The organism is Bacillus sp. TCT6, from assembly GCF_056033845.1.
Map to the genome: position 1 here is coordinate 2387026 of NZ_JBVYHX010000001.1, position 19880 is coordinate 2406905.

Annotated in this window: 9 protein-coding genes; 1 reads left to right on the forward strand and 8 read right to left on the reverse strand. The window is 33.0% G+C overall.

Translation table 11 applies throughout. The features are described from left to right. Positions 1-39: 39 nt before the first annotated feature. From AC0ONG_RS12150 to AC0ONG_RS12185, 8 genes are all read right to left on the reverse strand, one after another. Positions 40-1494: a pyridoxal phosphate-dependent decarboxylase family protein gene (locus AC0ONG_RS12150; RefSeq protein WP_000164810.1), complete on the reverse strand. Its 1455-nt coding sequence runs from the start codon at positions 1492-1494 to the stop codon at positions 40-42. 55 nt (positions 1495-1549) lie between these two features. Next, the gene (locus tag AC0ONG_RS12155; RefSeq protein ID WP_000547594.1) at positions 1550-8566 is read right to left on the reverse strand and encodes a non-ribosomal peptide synthetase; all 7017 of its coding nucleotides are present in this window, start codon (positions 8564-8566) and stop codon (positions 1550-1552) included. A gap of 32 nt (positions 8567-8598) precedes the next feature. Beyond that, entirely contained in the window at positions 8599-9576 is a 978-nt protein-coding gene (locus AC0ONG_RS12160; RefSeq protein WP_474203591.1) for a SagB/ThcOx family dehydrogenase, read from the reverse strand. 871 nt (positions 9577-10447) lie between these two features. Beyond that, complete coding sequence (gene pulA, locus AC0ONG_RS12165) at positions 10448-13006, reverse strand: type I pullulanase (RefSeq protein WP_474203592.1); 2559 nt, start codon at positions 13004-13006, stop codon at positions 10448-10450. Between the two features lie 480 nt (positions 13007-13486). Continuing rightward, positions 13487-15190 carry a M4 family metallopeptidase gene (locus tag AC0ONG_RS12170; RefSeq protein WP_000791459.1) on the reverse strand — a complete coding sequence of 568 codons (1704 nt, stop codon included), beginning with the start codon at positions 15188-15190 and terminating at the stop codon, positions 13487-13489. A 340-nt stretch (positions 15191-15530) separates the two neighbouring features. Beyond that, complete coding sequence (locus tag AC0ONG_RS12175; protein WP_033668955.1) at positions 15531-17483, reverse strand: bifunctional metallophosphatase/5'-nucleotidase; 1953 nt, start codon at positions 17481-17483, stop codon at positions 15531-15533. A gap of 527 nt (positions 17484-18010) precedes the next feature. Further along, on the reverse strand, positions 18011-18526 hold the full coding sequence (locus tag AC0ONG_RS12180) for a DinB family protein (RefSeq protein ID WP_000379381.1): 516 nt from the start codon (positions 18524-18526) through the stop codon (positions 18011-18013). 94 nt (positions 18527-18620) lie between these two features. After that, complete coding sequence (locus AC0ONG_RS12185; protein ID WP_000869619.1) at positions 18621-19091, reverse strand: AraC family transcriptional regulator; 471 nt, start codon at positions 19089-19091, stop codon at positions 18621-18623. A 172-nt stretch (positions 19092-19263) separates the two neighbouring features. Here AC0ONG_RS12185 and AC0ONG_RS12190 point away from each other — a divergent pair, with 172 nt between their 5' ends. Beyond that, positions 19264-19614 (forward strand): VOC family protein, encoded by a 351-nt coding sequence (locus tag AC0ONG_RS12190; protein WP_080118523.1) that lies wholly within the window; start codon positions 19264-19266, stop codon positions 19612-19614. The last annotated feature ends 266 nt before the right edge of the window (positions 19615-19880 follow it).

Below are 19880 nucleotides of genomic sequence, written 5' to 3' on the forward strand. Positions count from 1 at the left end.
TGAGAATCGGCTATTAATATGTAAAATCCGCCTAATATATCAAGGTTGAGAAACAGATATAAGATGTTTAGGCGATGTGTTTATTTCCTCTGCCAATGCTTTTATGTTCATCATGATTTGAAGTATTTCTTCTTTTGTTGTCCTTGGGTTGATAGAGCAAAGTCGAATTACTACTTTTTCTTTTAATTTAGTAGTACTTAGCATAGCAAATCCTCTTTGATTAATTTCTTCCACCAATTTTTTGTTTATTTCATGAATTGTATCTGTAGATGTTAGCTCACATGGAATATAACGAAAAGTAACAATTCCTAATTGGGCGGGTGTTACTACTTCCCAATCTTTTTCTTTCCTTAAAAACTCTTCAACTTGTTCAGCTAGCATAATGCCATGATCAATTGCCTCACGAAAAGCTGTAACTCCGAATGCTTTAAAAGAAAGCCATACCTTTAATGCTCTAAATCTACGAGAAAGTTCAATTCCACGCTCCCCAAAATTCACTTTTTCTTCTATATTAGTTTCTGTATCCTTAATATACTCTGGGATCATACGGAATGTTTCACTTAAATATTGGCTATTTCGAATGAGTACACAACCAACATCATAAGGCTGAAAAAGCCATTTGTGCGGGTCTAACGTTAAAGAATCGGCACGATGAATTCCACTTAATAACTCCCTTCCTTTTTCACTGAGAATTGCTGCAGCCCCATAAGCTCCATCCACGTGTAGCCATATATCTTCATCATTACAAAGATCAGCCAATTCGTTGAGGGAATCAACCGCTCCGCAATTCGTTGTCCCTGCATTAGCAATAACACAGAATGGTTTTTTCCCTTTTAGTCGATCTTCTTTTATTTGCTTTCTTAAAGTACTAACTGAAATTTTTAAATCTTCATCTGTCTCAATTCGGCAAATTTGATGCTGTTTAAAACCTAATACTTTAAGTGCTCGATCTACAGAAAAATGAGTTTGGTTAGAAAAATAAACAATCGCATTTTCTATGTCATTATTCAGCTTGACCTGTCTCGCTACAGTAAGTGCAGTCAAATTAGCCATGGAACCGCCACTGACAAATAGGCCCTCAGCTGAATCAGGGAATCCTAGCATTGATTTTAACCAGTTAATTGTCGTTAATTCAATTTGTTCAGCACCTGCACCTACTATCCAAGCTGTAGGAAATACATTAAACCCACTTGCTAAAAAATCTGCTAATACACCAACATAATTGTTAGGACCTGGAACAAAAGCCATAAAATGAGGATGATCCACATGAGTAATTTGATTAAACACATTGTTATTAAGAAAATGAAGTAATTCTTTTGGATTAGATCCGTTTTCCGGAATCGTTTCAATTAGCTTGTCTCTAAAAATATTACTATCAATCGTTTCTGAAACTGGTTTACTTTTTAAATGATTCATATGATCAACAATCAAGTCAACCGCTTGATATCCTAACTGACGCATCTCTTCGGCTGATAGCTGCAAGTTTTTTGTCATTTGATTTACCCCTATTCTATTTAAAAAGGCGAGTCCTTGCTCGCCTTTTCATTTTTTATAATTTGTAATCATCGATTGTCTGTATTGGATTTTGAAGAATCGTGTTGATTAACCCATGGATGTGATTTAATATTTCCTGTATTTTCTCTGCTTCATATACCGTTTGATCATATCCAAACTTTATTGTAAGTCTTTCTTCAGGGAAGCACATAATTCCATACTTTACATGTGGCTCATCAACAACTTCGTAATCCGTGATAGCAAAATGTCTGTTTTCATTTGAAGAAAAGATTGCTGGATTAGTTGGATAGTTTTCAAAAACCCAAAGATGGTCAGTCAACTCAGTTTTTAATTCACTTTGCTTTTGTATATCAACAAATGAATAGTATGCATACTCATTACATTTCAATGTCTCTAGTTGTACCTTTTGCAGAAAATCCACAAAAGATTGCGTTTCTGTCCATGCTAATCGGATAGGCAAAACATTTGTGAACAGACCGAACATATTTTCAATTCCTTCTACTTCGGGAGGTCTGACTGATACTAGATTAGGCAATACTACTTCTCTCGTTCCGTTAAATTTGCCAAGCAATATTCCCCATACAGCTAGTAATGCCGTATTCATAGTTATATTATTTTTAGTTACAAATGTCTGTAACTGATCAGTCAAATCCTTGTCTAATGTTAAATCCATAAAAGTGAAGTTTAACCCTTCACTTTTAGATGGGACTTTCTTTTTAGGAATACTAATTTTCTGATTGTATCCTGATAAATAATCTCGCCAAAAATGACGTGCTTTCTCATGATCTTGTGCCAAAGTCCAATCTATAAATGTTTCAAAAGGTTTTACCATAGGTAACTCCGCCGTAGTTCCCGCATTTGTAGTTTCGTAGAGCTGGAATAATTCGTCTATCAAAATGCTGACGCTCCAACCATCACATAATAGATGATGGGAACTCCAAATTACCTTATACTCGTTATTACCTAGTTGGAATATACAGAGACGGGTCATAAGTTCACCATTTTTAAATCCTTGACTTAAATTTTCATTCATCCACTGATCTAGGAATTCTTGCTGTTCTTGTTTCGTCATCTCAATCAAGTTTTTTATTTCTGAATTTATTTGAACATCATATAGAACAGCTTGCCAAGGTTTTGCTTGTTCATCTTGCACAATTATTGTTCTTAAAGAATCATGACGATCAACTAATTGTTGGAAACACTGAATAAAGAGTTTAATATCCAACTCCCCCTCAAGTGCCCAAATTGTTTGTTCAAAATATGCATTTGTATCAGGTTCATTCGTAGCATGTTCATAAATAACTTCTTGGAAAGGTGCTAACGGGTAAATACGTTCTATTTTTATATCCGGCATTTTTTCTTGTATTTTGGTAAGTGTTTGTTGATTAAGTTGTTTATCTTTAATATTTAGTAATGTAGCTTTATTATCGTTCATTATGTTTACATTATTTGTTTGTGAACTTGAAAAATGGTCTAGCTTTTTAACAAATTGAACCATGTCCCTTAATATAGGAAATGAAAATAGATTTTTTGGTTCAAGCTCAAATCCTTGTCGATACAATCTGACGGACACTTGAATCGCTTTTATCGAATCTCCACCTAAGGCGAAGAAATGATCATTTACTCCAACTTGATCTATTTTGAGTACTTCTTGCCAAATACTAGTTAATATTTTTTCCATTTCAGTTTTTGGAGCAATAAATACTTCATTTGTTTGTTTCTCGGGAGTAGGGAGCGCTTTTCTATCTAATTTACCGTTTGGAGTCAAGGGTAATTGGTCCAAATAAACAAAATAAGAAGGAATCATGTAATCTGGCAAGTGATCTCGCAAATGCTTTCGTAGTTCTGTTGTACTAATATTTTGCTCAGTTACCACATATGCAACTAAAAATTTTATTCCGTTCTCATCTGTTTGATCAATTACGACAGCATGTTCGACTTGTTTATAAGTTAGAAGACAATGAGCGATTTCTTCTAACTCTACTCGATACCCTTGAATTTTTACTTGGTAATCTTGGCGGCCTAAAAATTCAATATATCCCTCAGAATGCATTTTTCCACAATCTCCTGTTTTGTATATAAGACCAAAATCAGGATGTGACACAAACGCTTCATTTGTTTTCTTTTCATCATTTAAATATCCTTTAGCAAGGCCCACTCCCCCGATATATAAATCTCCAATTACACCAACAGGGCACATTTTCTTTTCATAGTTCAACACATAATACGTTTGGTTTGCCAAGGGCATCCCGTATGGAATACTATTCCAATGTGATTCCACCTGTTTGACCGGATAATAAATTGACCAAATCGATGCTTCTGTTGCCCCTCCTAGTGAAACTACTTCTGCAATCGGAAAATGTCGTTTTATTTTTTCTGGTAAAGAAAGCGGAATCCAATCTCCACTATGTAAAACTAAACGTAAAGAAGAATGTTCAAAATGAGAACCTACTTGATCCAATGCCAAATCCATGATTGCAGGCACTGTATTCCAAATTGTAATCCCTCTACGTTCGACAGTGCGGATTAATTCTTGCATGTCTCTCGGATCACGAATCATTACTAACATTGCACCTGTGCTTAAAGCTCCGAAAATATCGTATACAGATAGGTCAAAACACATGGAAGAGATACTAATAATACGATCATCTTCATTTACCTCATATTTTTGATTTATGTCTTGAATCGTATTTGTAACCGCTTGGTGAGTAATAATTACTCCTTTTGGTTTTCCTGTACTTCCTGAAGTGTATATAATATAGGCAATATCTTCTGGACCAGCAATAGCGGGCATGTCTTCTGTTGTATAAAATGACAAATCATTTTCTTCATAAAGACTAGGTTCTAATAAAAGCTTGCATGAGCTATTTTTTAAAATATATGTTTGGCGATCTAAAGGATGATCGGGATCAATCGGAACATAAGCAGCACCTGCTTTTAAAATACCTAGCATATTAACAATTGTGTCAACTCGTCTTTTGGCTAAAAGACCCACTTTGTCACCAAGACCAATGCCCTGCTCTTTTAAGAAGTGGGCAATTTGATTGGAGCGTTTATGAAGTTCCGAGTATGTTAACCATTTTTGCTCAAATACCACCGCTACTTCATTCGGTGTACGTTTTACTTGGTCTGTAAATAATTGATACAGAGTAGTTGAAGGTATTTTTTCTGTTGTTTCATTATATTGTTCAATTAAAGTTTGATCCGACTCTTTCATCTGCAAAGATGTTATATCGCTTTGTTTCACCAATTGTTCCAATAAGTCAACAAATTGGGAAAACATTGCTTCTATCACATCAATATCAAACAACTCTTCAACATAATTCCAGCTAATTAATAACTCACCATTTTTTTCAATTACTACATTATCCAAATACACTTGTGGAGTCCGAGCATGAATATAGCGAAGAGAACCAAGTTGTTCCCAAGAGAAAGCACCTGCACCTGCTAACATCGAGGTGAAAACGATTGGCATAACTGCTTTTGGTGTCATTTGATGATATCGAGTAAAATCTCGAATAAAGTTAACTCCATCGTAATGACGATGTTCAAGGCCATCTAATAAAGTAGATTGCGTTTCTTTTACTCTAGTAAAGAAAGTTTGCTCTGGTTTTACATCAACATCCAATAAAATAAGCGATGTGAAATCTCCAACAATCTGTTCTACTTCATCATGAACAGGATAACGGTTAAATACAGTCAAGTTAATTGCTAATCGACGTTGATTACTCCAATATGCCAACACATCACCATATATTGTACAAAGTAGAGCGGAAGGAGTTACCTCTTTCTCTTGTGCTAACTTTCTTAGCTTTGTCCATTTTTTATTATCCAGGATTTTTGTAAGTGATTGGAATTTAGGAGTAGCAATCTCTGCTGGATCCTTTTTTAACAGCAAAGAAGGTGCAAACGGAAAGTCAGGAAGCTTACTTGTCCAATAATCTTTTGCTGTTTTATATTCTTCGCTTTGTTCCATTTCATCATAGATAAACATATAATCTTGAAAATCAAAAGATAAAGATTCTAATTTTTGATTTGGTTTATAATAATAATGCAACAAATCCTGTCCAACAATGTTCATGCTTGCTCCGTCCATTAACAAAGCATCGTATCGAAAACATAATAAATACGTGTCTTCTTTTAAAAGAAAAGCTTTCAATTCAAACAAAGGCCATTGCCCCAAAGGGAATACATGGTTAGTCATTCGAGAACGCTCTTCTTGTAAGCGAGCATGTTGATTCCTATCATCTAAATCTATGAGACTCTCTATTTCAATCTCGTAATCAGGAACGCTTTGTAATATTTGCTGTTTTCCCTCTGGTAAAATTACAGCTCGCAACATTGGATGACGATGGATCACCTTTTGAAAACTTTTTGAAAGACGATTGATATCCAATGCTGTTTCATATTCAAAATATGTTTGAGGGGAAATACCACTTAATTCAAACTGTGAATTCCTTCCTAACATATACGCTGTCTGAACTTCTGTTAAGGAGAATGGATTAGACAAATCTTTAACATGAGTTGGTTTACTTTCAAAGTTTTCTTCTTTATGCTCTAACTTTACACAAGAACTCAGTTGAGCGATTGTAGGGTGCTTAAAAAAATCTGTTGTACTTATTTTTAAGCAGTCTTTTCTTAATAAATTAATTACCTGAAGTGCTTTAATGGATTCTCCTTTTAATGCAAAAAAATTATCATGAATACCGATTCCCTCAATCTCCATAACTTTTTCCCACGCACGCACCAATTTTTGTTCAATTTCATTGCGCGGGGCAACGTATGGAATTGATACATAATCCGTTTGGGTTATATCCAATAACCTTTTTCTATCCACTTTTCCATTTGGATTCAATGGAATCTCTTCTACCTGAATCATTTTTTCAGGAATCATAAACTCAGGTAATTTATCACTTAAATATTTTCTGATTTCACCAAAAGACACCTTGTTATCCGATACATAGTAGGCAGCTAATAATTTCCTATTTCCATACACTTGATCAACAACGATAGCCTGGTTTATTTCTGGATATTCCCTTAATTGAGTTTCGATTTCTCTTAATTCAATCCGATACCCTCGAATTTTCACTTGATGATCCATTCGACCTAAATACTCAAGTTCTCCATTAGGCAACCAACGAACGAGATCACCTGTATGATACATCATTTCCCCTGCCGCAAAAGGACTCTGTACAAATTTTTCATCTGTCAGTTTACTTTTACCAAGATACCCTCGTGCTACCGCTACTCCAGCAATGCAGAGTTCACCGGGAATTCCAAATGGTTTTAATTGGCCATACTTATTCAATATATAGGAATGATAATTCGGATTTGGTTTGCCGATCGTAACTTCTTTGGAAGTGCTCAAGTCTTTTACTGTTGCGCAAATGGTTGTTTCTGTGGGACCATAAATATTTAAAATTGTTGCTTCACTGATACAACGAATTTTTTCAACCAAATCAATGGAAAATGCTTCTCCTGCTAATAAAATAGATTTTAAATCTTTTAGAAAATTTGCCCCTTCTGGATCACTCAAAATCACTTCCATTCGCGATGGCGTTGATTCCCATAAATCCACCTTATGTTTTTTGACCAAATGAGCCAATTCTTTTGTTGCAAACTGTTCCTCTGTAGCAATTACTACTTTTGAACCTTGCGTTAAAGGAAGACATATTTCTAACAAGGAAATATCAAAAGATACACTAGCAAGAAACAAGAATGATTGATTAGCTTTTACTTTTTCTCTCATTACATTTAAAAAATGAACTAGCGATTTTTGTTCTATCATTACCCCTTTTGGATTTCCTGTCGATCCTGATGTGTAAATAACATAAGCCAAATCATTAGGATTATGTTCTCGTACTAAATTACTTTCTTCACCTTGGAAAAGATATTCTTTATCAAGATACAGTACTTCACCCGCAAATTGCGGCAATACTTCCTCTGTTCGCTTACTAAGTAAATATTTTGCTTGACTATCTTGTAACATATATTCAATTCGTTCAGTTGGGTAGTTAGGGTCGATTGGTAAATACGCTGCTCCTGCTTTTAAAATCCCCATCATACCAATAATCATTTCTAATGACCGATCTACCATAACGCCAATAATACTTTCTTTTGAAACACCTTTACTTTGAAGAATAGAAGCCAATTGATTCGCTTTCTTATTCAATTCTCTATATGTCAAAGATTGATCATTACAAACAACAGCAATTTGATCTGGAGTTTTTAATACTTGCGCTTCAAACAAATCTTGAAATGATTGAAACAAGTCTATGCCCGTTTGAAAAGTATTCAATCCTTCTAACAACTCTTTTTCTTCTTCTGCAATAATACAAATATCTTTCAATGCCAAATTCGGATTTTGTGAAACTTGCTTTAAAACATAACAATACGAATTGGCAAACTGTTGCAAAGAAGAGAATGAACGGGACTTACAAGAAATTTGAAATTCAAATTCATTATGTATTTCATTCCATTTTCTTCGTATCCATAGGGCTAAATTATTCTCTGCGTATTCTTCTAGCGAATTTTCATTATGTAATCCTTCCATCCCGATTACAATTTGAAAAGGAGTTAAATTGTGTTTAACTAATAATTCAGAGAGCGGATACTCCTGATTTTCATACCCGAATAAAGTCGTTTGTTCAATCTCATTTACTAATTGTTTAAAGGTGTGATGCGGATGGATTTCACTTCCTAAAGGAATCAACTTATTAAGATTCTCACTTTGTTCAAGATTCTTTTCAATTATAGGAATACCAATAGTAATTCTTTCTTGATCTGTATAATGTGCCAAACAAACCCTTAAAGCGGCTTGAAACCAGCTAAATAATAATAAATCTTGAGACTTATTTATTTTTTGTATACTTTTACTAAATTCTACATTCACTATGACTTGAACGTACTCACAAGGTGTTTCTTTATTTAGTTGGTAATCGCTATTAAATTTAAATACAGAAAAATCGAGAATCTCGGAAGATAATTGCTCCTTCCAAAACGCTTCTACTTCTTTATTTTCATGAATTGAACTTCGATCTTTAATGTGCATTTTTATCTTTATCCCCCTAATATTCATTTCTTCTACTCGTTAATTTTTAAGCCAACTTCAAGCCCATGGAGAAACACTTGATGATTATCCAAACATAAAAATTGCTGAATATCTTCAAATTTCATATGACCAACTGAACAAACCCCTAAATTTAATGTTTCAGCAACCATATTTAAGGTAGCAGTGATAATGCCTGACTCAATACAAGCAAATAAATATCCATCTGAACCGTATTTCGGGATGGAAGCGTTCGCATTATAAACCAAATAAACTGAGAAGGCAGATTGAGTAAATAAATCCTGATTAATTAACTCATGATCACTTTTGATTACTTGATCAATGCTGTTTACAATCACAAGACTATTTTTTGATGGGTTATAATAATAAAATCCAGCTTTCATACCCTCTATACGTTTTGGTTTTACATAAACAAAGATATCAATGGGATAGAGCCCGCCTGCACTTGCGTAATGATAGTATATTTTTTCTTCCTTAACCTGTTTTAGAGTTGATAAGAATTGGGAAAATTCCGAAAAACTAATATGTTTTTCCGTATCAAATTGACGACAAGATCTACGTTCCTTAATTATAGTAGGTAGCTCATTTGTTGTTTCAAGTTGAATTTCGGTCGACCGTGCAGTAACGTGCGTGCGATTTAATTGTTCACTCATATACTTATCTAACTTTTCTTTAGAAAAGCGAATCTGGTTGCTATATGGATTTGGAAAAATCTTTTCTTGTGAAGAAAATACTTCTCTTGGGTGTAATATGTTACTTACTAACACACGATTTTTTATCATAAGCTCTATGTTTTTTTGTGTCTCTGCTACATTTCCTAACGAAAAGCGCTCTACTAGTTCACTAATTTTCACACCTTTTTGAGCCATAAAATAAAAATCTGGAAACCACTCAGACAGAATACCTGTAAATCTCATTTCCCCTATCAAAACTTCATTATGCAACTTCTCCCAATGCTTAATCGGAGACCAGTAATAAATTTTCTCGCTCATATAACCCTCCATAAACGTTTAACTTATTTTTGAAATGCAATTTTCTAATTTACAAAAATTTTTTCGGATTCTGCTCCTTGTCTCATAGTGATTATAAATACATGCACTTTAACGAAACTTGAAAATAATGAAATAACTTTTTCTTCATTAAAATTTTTTATTTCATCATAAAAAATGATTTCTTTTTGGATACTTCACATCCTTTCCCATAGTAATCCTATAAGGTATAAACCATTTATAACATTGAGAATATTCATGTATTTCCAATGTGAAATTATTGTAATGGATTGGAGAGCGGTTGAATATAGTTATTAAATCAAATAATGTTGAGAAAGTTTTATTTATTATATCGATAAAATTTTATGATGTAATTTATTACAAATAGATTAAGAAAAGAGTTTTAAATTTTTCTTAATCAGTTAGTGTGAAAATATCACATACTATTACATACAATCGAGTTACTTACATTTCATATTCAAAATAGAGAAAAGACACCTTGAATGGTGTCTTTTCTCTATTTTAATTCCATATACTTTTTACGCCTTTGTTATTTTTAAACGATTTGTAGGAATTAATACAACTCGAACATCTAGTTCGTTATATGTTCGAATATATAATAAACATTATCTGAATTACGAATGTATTTCAGGTAATTTTATAAATAAACTCAAAGATATCTTCTTCTCCTACTGCCACAAAAGAAATAATCTATTGCTTATTTCTTTTATTAAATTGTAATATAATTACAGTATGTGAAATTATATTACATTAACTTTAAAAACGAAGTGAGAATAATCTTCACTTCGCTTTTTTTATTTGCAATCCTTGTTAAATTTGCTCAATGCAGTATTTATTTCCACATTCTTCGCTTTTATTTAATCGGTTTCTCTGTTTTTAAGACAAATGAACTTAATGCAGGAACTTTAATTTTATTGTCATGGACAACATAAAGTGGTTTACTTCCCGCCTGCTTGCTGTCTACTAGTACTTTCCAAGGCCCTTTCGATGGAAGTGTTATTTCAACAGCTTCTCTATTTGCATTGTGAGCCACTGTAAAGTATTCATTTTTATTCCCCTCTATTGTATAAGCTACAGTATTTTTCGGAGCATCAATAAATGATACGTGTGTTTTTATTTGCTCTGCAGATGTCATTCGAAAAGCTGAGTACTTTTTGCGTAATTCTATTAAACCCTTCATATAATCTACTTCATTATTAAACGTTGCACGGCGCAGCCAATCCATCTGGTTAATTGAATCTGGAGATTTGTAACTATTATGATCACCGTATTTCGTCCGCATAAACTCTTGCCCTGCATGTAAAAATGGAACTCCTTGTGATGTTAATAAAATTGAAGAAGACAATTTGTGCATTTGTTTTCGCACTTCTTCACTGTCACCTGAATTAGTTAACTCAAGTTTATCCCATAATGTATGATTGTCATGTGCTTCCACATAAGTTAATACCTGTTCCGGATCTTGATAGGTAGACGAATTTGTATCGTAGTCAATACCTGCCGTAATACCTTTTTTAATACGATCTTCCATGTTTTCCTTTCCATTTATAAAACCATTTTCCTTTTCCTCAAATACACTACCTTTCAACCCATCACGTATATTATCGTTAAAATGAGCAATCCCTTTCATTTTCTCTGCATTTTTTTGATTTGCTTTCAGCTCAGCTGCAAGAGGTGTATTTAAATCCCATCCTTCTCCATGCAGTATAATAGAAGGGTCAATTTGATTAACAGCTTTACGTATTTCATTCATCGTTTCATAATCATGAATACCCATTAAATCAAAACGGAATCCATCTAAATTGTATTCTTTTGCCCAATATGTGACGGAATCTATCATAAATTTCCTCATCATTTTTCTTTCTGAAGCAGTATCATTTCCTACTCCAGTTCCATTTGCAAATGTTCCATCTTCATTGTAACGATAATAATAACCTGGAACTAACTTATGGAAATTAGATTCAGCAGCGTTATACATATGGTTATATACTACATCCATCACTACTCGAAGATTATTATCATGTAGTGTTTGAACCATTTGCTTCAATTCAGTTATTCGCACAGTCGGCTCATAAGGATTTGTAGAATAGGAGCCTTCTGGAACGTTGAAATTTTTAGGATCATATCCCCAGTTATATTGCGGTTCATTTAAAGTCTCTTCATTTACAGAAGCATAATCAAATATCGGTAAAAACTGAACGTGAGTAACACCTAGATCCTTTATATGATCAAGTCCTGTTTTTACACCTTCTGGCCCTTTTGTTCCTTTTTCTGTTACACCTAAATACTTCCCTTTCTGTTTAATACTACTTTCAGGTTGGATGGAAAGATCGCGTACATGTAACTCATAAATAATAGCATCTTCCGGATTTTTAAATTTTGGCTTTTTGTTTGCTTTCCATTTTTTCGGATTTGTTTCTTCTAAATTAACGACTGCACCTTTATCTCCAATTACAGAAGCAGCACGCACATATGGATCAACCGCTTCAGTCCATGTATCACCAATTTTGACCTTATACGTATAAAAGAGCCCTTTTTGATTCCCCTTTAGTTCTGCTGTCCAAGTTCCCTTTTCACCTTGTTGCATGTTTATTTCAGCACCTATTTTATCGTTCCAGTTTTTATATGTAACTAACTTCGCTTCGCTTGCAGTAGGAGCCCATAAACGGAACTTTGTATGTTGCGCGGTATATGTATTCCCTAAATCGTTACCACTATAATAAAATAAATTATCAAATTCCTCGCTACGAATGACTTTACCAATTTCAGTATTCGTATCAGCTAAGTTTTCTATTTTAACTTTGTATGTTTGTTTTAAATCAATTTTCTGTTCCGTAATTATTTTGACCTTATTAGTAATATCTCCACTATTTATATCATAAGGACTAATATTTTTAATTTTAATGCCTTCAATTTCAATTTTCTTTTCCCTAATATGAAACGGGACATTAGTCGTTACGGTAATTTCATGGAAACTATCAATAGTTGCTTTTTGAATTGAGAGATCTGAAGAAGGCTTAGATTTATATACTTTTTCATCGCCCGAAAGAATCCATACTTCAGCACGACCGCCCTTTATATTTTCAATCCAACGATCCCCACCATCTTTTTCCCATTCATTTGTTCGAACTATAAATCCTACACGATTATAGTCACCGTCTATTTTTATCTTAGCGTATTTTCCAAATTCATCTTCACCAGTAAATTCATAAGATGTACCATTTGCATTTTCTCCCCATAACCAAAGATTCCAGTCTTTTGTATTTCCAAGCTTCTCTTTGTAATGAATGATAACTTCAGTTGTTTTCGAATTTGAAACTGCCTTCACACCCTGAAAGGAGAAAACAGATGATAACATAACGATTAAAGTAAGTAATAAAACTGTTTTGTTAATTAATCTTTTTATAATTTGCACCACATACACCCTTTCTTCAAATATTACTAGCGATTTATTATGCTTACACTGAATAACACTGCTTAAATTAATCTAGAAATCTCTTTTGCTTCACCTCCATATTGGCTATTTTCACGTATGTATTTCAATGACCTTTTAATACGAAAGCGTTTGCATAAATACTTAAAAAAATAGATTTGTGTATGCCCTCATATATTTGTAAATGCTAAAAGGTCAGGGAAATCATTTTAAAGCAATCGTTTGTTATCGTTTTCATTTTATAGACTTTCTATCAAGAGGTCAATATATTATTAATTTTCTGTTTTTATATACTTTAAACCTTATTTATTTGTCGCAACTTCTTACAGATAACGCGCCTAATTATTGCTTAGTCAGTTTATTTTCAACAATACATCGCTACGTAAAAAAGCTAATATCCTTAAAATGATATTAGCTTTTTTCATAATGTATTAATATATGAATGAGAACTATAATTCTAAATTACTTAATTTTTGCTGCATCAAATGCCTTTTGAACTGCTTGAACTTCAGCTGTATTCGCCCCATATTTATTAGTTGCCACTCGAATACATGCTGATTTCAATTCTTTGAAATTAGAAGTCATGTTTAACTCATCAGTATTTGCATAATAGAAAATATCAAACATTTTATCTTCACCAATTCCTTTAACAGTTACTCCGTTATGAGTTCCGCCTTTTGCAATGAGATACGCAACTTTATTAATAATACTTGAATTAAAATGAACACCGCCTTGATCCCATCCATTAAAATCGTTAAATTCACTGTAATCATCTGGATAAGGTACTCCGAGTGAAGATGGAACAGAAGCTGGGTTTTCCATATCACGGAAAACAGATCCCGTTTGTTCTCCCATTGTCCAATTAAAGTTTCCATTATTTACGTATTTCTCAATAGATGTTCCCATAATATCAGATAGCGCCTCATTAATCGCACCGGATTCACCGTAATATTCAAGATTAGATTCACTAGAAGTAACAGCATGTGTAAATTCATGTCCAGCTACGTCATATGCTTTAACAATAGGATCCCCATATACAAGCATACTTCCATTATTAGCACTTAATGCATTCTGCCAATTTTTCGGATCATTCGTCTCTTCAGAATCCCAAGCATGTACAACTGAAACTACCTTTTGTCCCTTATTATCAAAGCTATTACGTTTGTATTTATCTTTATAAAAATCAAATACTTTTGTTGCTAAGTAATGAGCACTTACTGCTTTTGGATCGTTAAATGTTGCCGAAGTACTAGTCGCTAATGTACCAGGATAATAGCTTTCTTCTTTAGTAATATCTCTGTAATTCACATCATATGTTTCAATTCCTTGCCCTCTTGTATAATCAGCAAGAGCATATTTGCCATTACTTTGTTTAGAGATACCAAATGAACGAGAAATACCTAAATCATCTTTTCCTGTTCCAGTTAATGATGTAAGACTGCTTTGTTTACTTTTCTTTAAAGCTCCAACTAGTTTGTCACTAGCTTTTAAGTTAGATTCTTGTACCATATTTTTTAACATATCACCATTTTGTGCATTTACTAAATAAGTACCAGAAACATAGTTTGGTGTTGCAGCTTCAAAGGTAACTTGGTATGCATTTTTAGCTTGTCCATTATTTTCATCAACAAAAATAACCTCTTTAACTTCTGGCTCAGTAATAAACTTGATATCGTTCCCGTACTTCGTATAAATAAATTGTTTTGCTTCATCTTTTGACAGATTAATAGGTTTTTTCAATTCTTCTTGTTTTAGATTTTGCGCGCTATCACCTGAAACACTTTTAATAACACCATTATTATCTACGTGTGCAGTTAATTGATGACCATATACTTCTTTTCCTTCGTATGTTTGCTGCATACGTACAAGTGTAGTTCCATCATACGAACCACGTTTTTGAAGGACTTTATAATCTACTCCTGCTTCTCCATTGACTTGTTTTTGGGAGAGAGCTTGCTCTGTTTTCTCCTTAAGTGCATCCTTTACTATATTTTCTGGTGTCTTTTGTGACGGTTGTGTCAGTTCACCCGAACGGAACGATTCTTCCTGAATTTGAACTTGTAGTTGATCTGTTTCCTCTGCATGACCTACCCCATATGGTGCCACAGCTGTTAAAGCTAATCCAGTTGTTAATGCTACCTTAGTTAATGTCTTTTTGTTTTTCATTATTTCACCTCGTATAATTTTTGAAATAGAAAGCTTGTACAAAGTATACTGTCTATTTCTGTCGGAAAAAAGAGAAAATACACAATTTATGTAACATTATGCAAAATTACATAAATTGTGGTCAATATTATAAATAATGAACGGAACACATATGTACATTAATTTGAATAAAAGAGAGTCCTTATAGGCGCTCATCCAATTGGTTAGTTATTAATTATCTATATTCATTGTAATAAAAGTATACTTACCTCTAAATAACAACATAAAAACCCACTTTTTACTATTTTAAGAGTGGGTTTCATACTATTAAAATAACAATTACTATAAGAAACCTTATAATTTATATTTTTTTAGTAATCCTATTAAGTTTTTTATAAAATTCACCTTTTGTCTTTGCATGATTAAACTCATTTGGATTAATATTTGCTTTTTGTGCGAGTGCTACAATCTCTTCTTTTGAAATTGAGTCTTTCGTATTTATAGATGCTATATTTGTGTATTTTCCGTCTTCTGTTTTTGGAATTTCTAAAATCCCTTTATTCACAAGATCAACTACAGCCTTATGCTCTGAAGAATGTAAATCTACACCAGTAATTTTCCAATTACGCATAACTTTTGGCGTGTATACACCGTTCTTTACCTCTTTTAAATATGTAATAGCAAGGTTACGAATGGTTCCACCTGTTTCTCCAAATGCATTCTCTTGTTTAGATGACCAAATTTGTTCAAACTTACGCCCCTCTAAAGCTCCTCCTTTTGCCTGAAGAGCCTCCATTCTGTATGCATTCATTCCCAGCGTCATAACATCGCTCATTTTGATTGGTTTGTTTGTACGAATAGAGCGTAAATTTGTAATTCTACTTCCGTATGGTTTTGTTAAGTCAATTTCGTATTTTACGCCTCCAAAGAAATCGTTCGTACTGTATTTAGATGCACGGCGGGTTTTATCAAAGCTAACGGTTACATCTCCGGCACGAGATGAGTTAAAATATCCTGCTGCCCATTCCATATAGTCTTTTAAATCTTTTCCAGAAATCTTATATACTGTAATCTCTCCCAAGGCATATTGGTAATTATACGCAATATCTTTTTTCTTAATAGGACCTGTATCCAAACGGGCATAATCATTATCAATTTGATGGGCTACTACATCTGCTTTACTGTAGTAGAGCATGACTTCATGAAAGAAATCTGATAAAGGTGTTTCTTGAATCTGAACACTTGGGATACCCTTTATTTCATTTTCAGGAACAAGATTTCTACCCTTTAATTGAGCGACTACAACATTTGCATCTCCTCTCGCATATTCGTGAAAAGGTGTTAGTGTTTCTTCAAGTGTAGGATCAGATAATATCGTTGTTCCATCAGCATTTTTTACAGGTATAGCGGTAGCAGTTTTATCTTTTAAAACCAACTTCTCATCTTGCTTTGTAAAAGTAAGGTCAATACGTGAAATATGTGTTCCATATTTATCTGGTTCTGTAATAATTACGCCATTTACAACTTCTTTTTTTACAAGTTTATGCATATGAGCCGCAAAAATAGCACTTAGTTCCGGACAAGCATTTGCAATATCTTGTACACCAGTACCAGGGATACCGTTCTCATTTTCTAGTCCCATATGCATAACTCCTACCATTACATCTACTTTACCTTCTAATTCCTTAATTGCCTTTTTCGTCTCTTCTACCGGATTTTTCACCACTAAACCATTTAAGTGATCTGTCCCTTTTTCAAAATCACTAATCATTGGTGTATTCATACCAATAATCCCAACTTTAATTCCACCTTTTTCTACAATTGTATATGCAGGAAGAAAGCGCTCTCCATTTTCCTTATAAATATTTCCTGCTAGCGTTTTTCCCTTATATTGCTCACTAACTTTTTTCAATGTATCTAATCCAAAGTTGAATTCATGATTTCCAAATGCCCAGGCGTCATATCCCATTGTATTCATCGCTACCATCATTGGCGATTGTGGCTTATCGTTGAATAATTCTACTGAGTTTCCTTGAATTGTATCCCCGGCATCTACTAATATGGTATTTTGATTTTCTTGACGGACCTTCTTTATAACCGTATAAAGCTGCGTCAAACTTCCACTCATATTTGCTCCATCAAGCGCATAATCCCAAGGCATAAATCTGCCATGAATATCTGCAGTACCTAACAATGTAATATTAACTTCAGATTCCTCAGCCTTAGAGATAGGTGGTTTGACTATTACTGCTGTTCCGAGCAGTAATAGAATTACAAAGTAACATACATAGTTCTTCCATTTCATTTTTTTCATAATAATAATATTTCTCCCCTTTTTGTACTTTCGTAAAGTTGTTTGAACTTTAAAAATGTAACTTATTATTCGGGAAACTTCAACTACAAAAGATAATTTTGAAGGTGGTTCTGTTGCAAAAATAAAGAGAATAAATTGCATACATCCCCTAACAGAATTGTATTTTATCGTTTCCTGACAGAATACCCCTTCCTTAAGGGTGTGAAGTGTACTTTCAAAATAAGGACATATCATTCATTATCATTTCAATTTATTAAAACGTGCATATACAATATGTTATGATGATTAATTTTTTGAATTTCGTTGCTGATTTATTTCCTTCTAAATAAAAACACTTTCAAACAAAATAACCCCGCTCTTCATTTAAGACGGGGTTACACTTATACAGAAAATCGGATAGTTTTATATTTTCTTAAGCTTATTGGTTACTTTCAACTAATTTCATTCTATTTTTGTTTTCTTCTGAATCAATATGAATCAATCGTTTCCCCTGTTTATAATACGCATCAATAAACAGGGAATGATTTTTACTTTTCAATTTCACAAAGCAATTTTATCTCTTTGATTTGTTCTATATGACGCTGTTCATGCAAATAGATTAATTCTATCCACTGATCAAGAAATAATTCTCCAAGAGCTGGATGCATCACTGATTTTTTTACTAATTTAGATTCATCTTCTATTGTACTCAGAAAACGCATCAATTCTTTTCTAGAGTCGTTTAACAAATCAACCATTTGCAGCACTTCAAATGGTTCTATACTTGGTTCAATCATTTCTGGTGCTATAAACTTTTTCGTTCTATCTAATAAAATAGTGTGAATTTCTTTACGCTCATTTTGGGTACTATCTAACTTTTTTAATCCTGACGAAATAACTGTTATAATTCTCTCATCTAATAAAACTAAATGATGACAAACTTGTGCAATACTCCATTTATCCTTATCTGGTTTCCTATTAAATTGAGCATCACTCAACAAATTAATTTCCTCAACTAATTGATTTCTCGTTTCATAAAACTTGTTATTTACAAATGTATCCATGTGGATTCTCCTTTCATTGCAACCTACATACTTAAATTCCTACGCTAGAAATATTATCTTCGAAAAAAGATTTTCTTTCACTACTATTCCAATTTCATTTTAAAGCCACAAATAAATCAACCTTTAACTTTCCTTCTAAATCTTCAGGAACATTATTTAAGCAAAACTCTAAATTATCTCTATCATAATCTGCATCATACTCACTATTTGGTAGCCACTCTGCATACATGTATTGATACGCTTCACTTAATTTATGAGGTTCACCATAGAACTGGTATAGACCATATGTACCTCCATCTAATCTTTTAAATTGCACATCCTGATACTTTTCTTTATCGAAGTTTTCAGGAATCGTAACACATGCATCATGCCGGCACTTATGACTTGCAACAAGTTCAGGATTATCTAATGATATTCCGATAAATGATTGCTCTGGTGGATAAAGGTTATTTTCAATTGACCAGTTCAGTAACTTTCCCCAGTGATTTTGCGGTTCAAAGTAGCTACCAGTTCGTCTTATATACGCTACTTCTAATGGTGGTAATTTTTTTATAACAACTTTCATTTACATCTTCTCCCCTATAAATACGTACACTGTTTATTTAGCTTTCTTTAATATTTATTCCTTCTTAAATAAAAAGAATTTTCTAATCACATAAAGTGAACCTTTAATCAGCGGGGGATAAATTTTAATTGTAATATAATTGATTACTACTACTAAAGTAGTATGTACTTTCATACTTTTATTTGATTTTAAATTCTTTTTAAATCGATATATTAATTGTAAGGAAATAAAATATCATCCTTCTTTACGTCATATTGCATTTAGAGTTTCATATGAGGATTTAAAAGAATCATTACATTGGTTACACTCACTTCAAATTAAAACCGTTCCGTTTGGAAGTAATGAATCTATTGAACCCTTTGTCCGTCCACATCAAGGTAATGCATCTGTTTATTTTATTGATCCAGATGGTAATAGCTTAGAACTTATTTGTCATATTGTTGTACCTAATGCACTAAAACATATAACTAATAAATTATCATTTAAAGATTGGGAGACACTATTAGCTGACACATTTGAATGAATATAAGCTATAAATCATAATGGCTCGCCTTTATTTTTATAACATGTATAACAATCGTGAATAATAATGTCCTATCAATTTATCATTAAATAAATGTAAAAAATGACCCTATTTATTCATTTTTCATGCGTATGTATGTACATTTGTGAATTTATTCGATATATTATGGGTATTGAATGATTACGAAAAGTGTATAGGTCCCTTATATAACACCTTATATTTTTATATCCGTGAAAACTACAAAGTGTATGAAAATCCATTTGTCA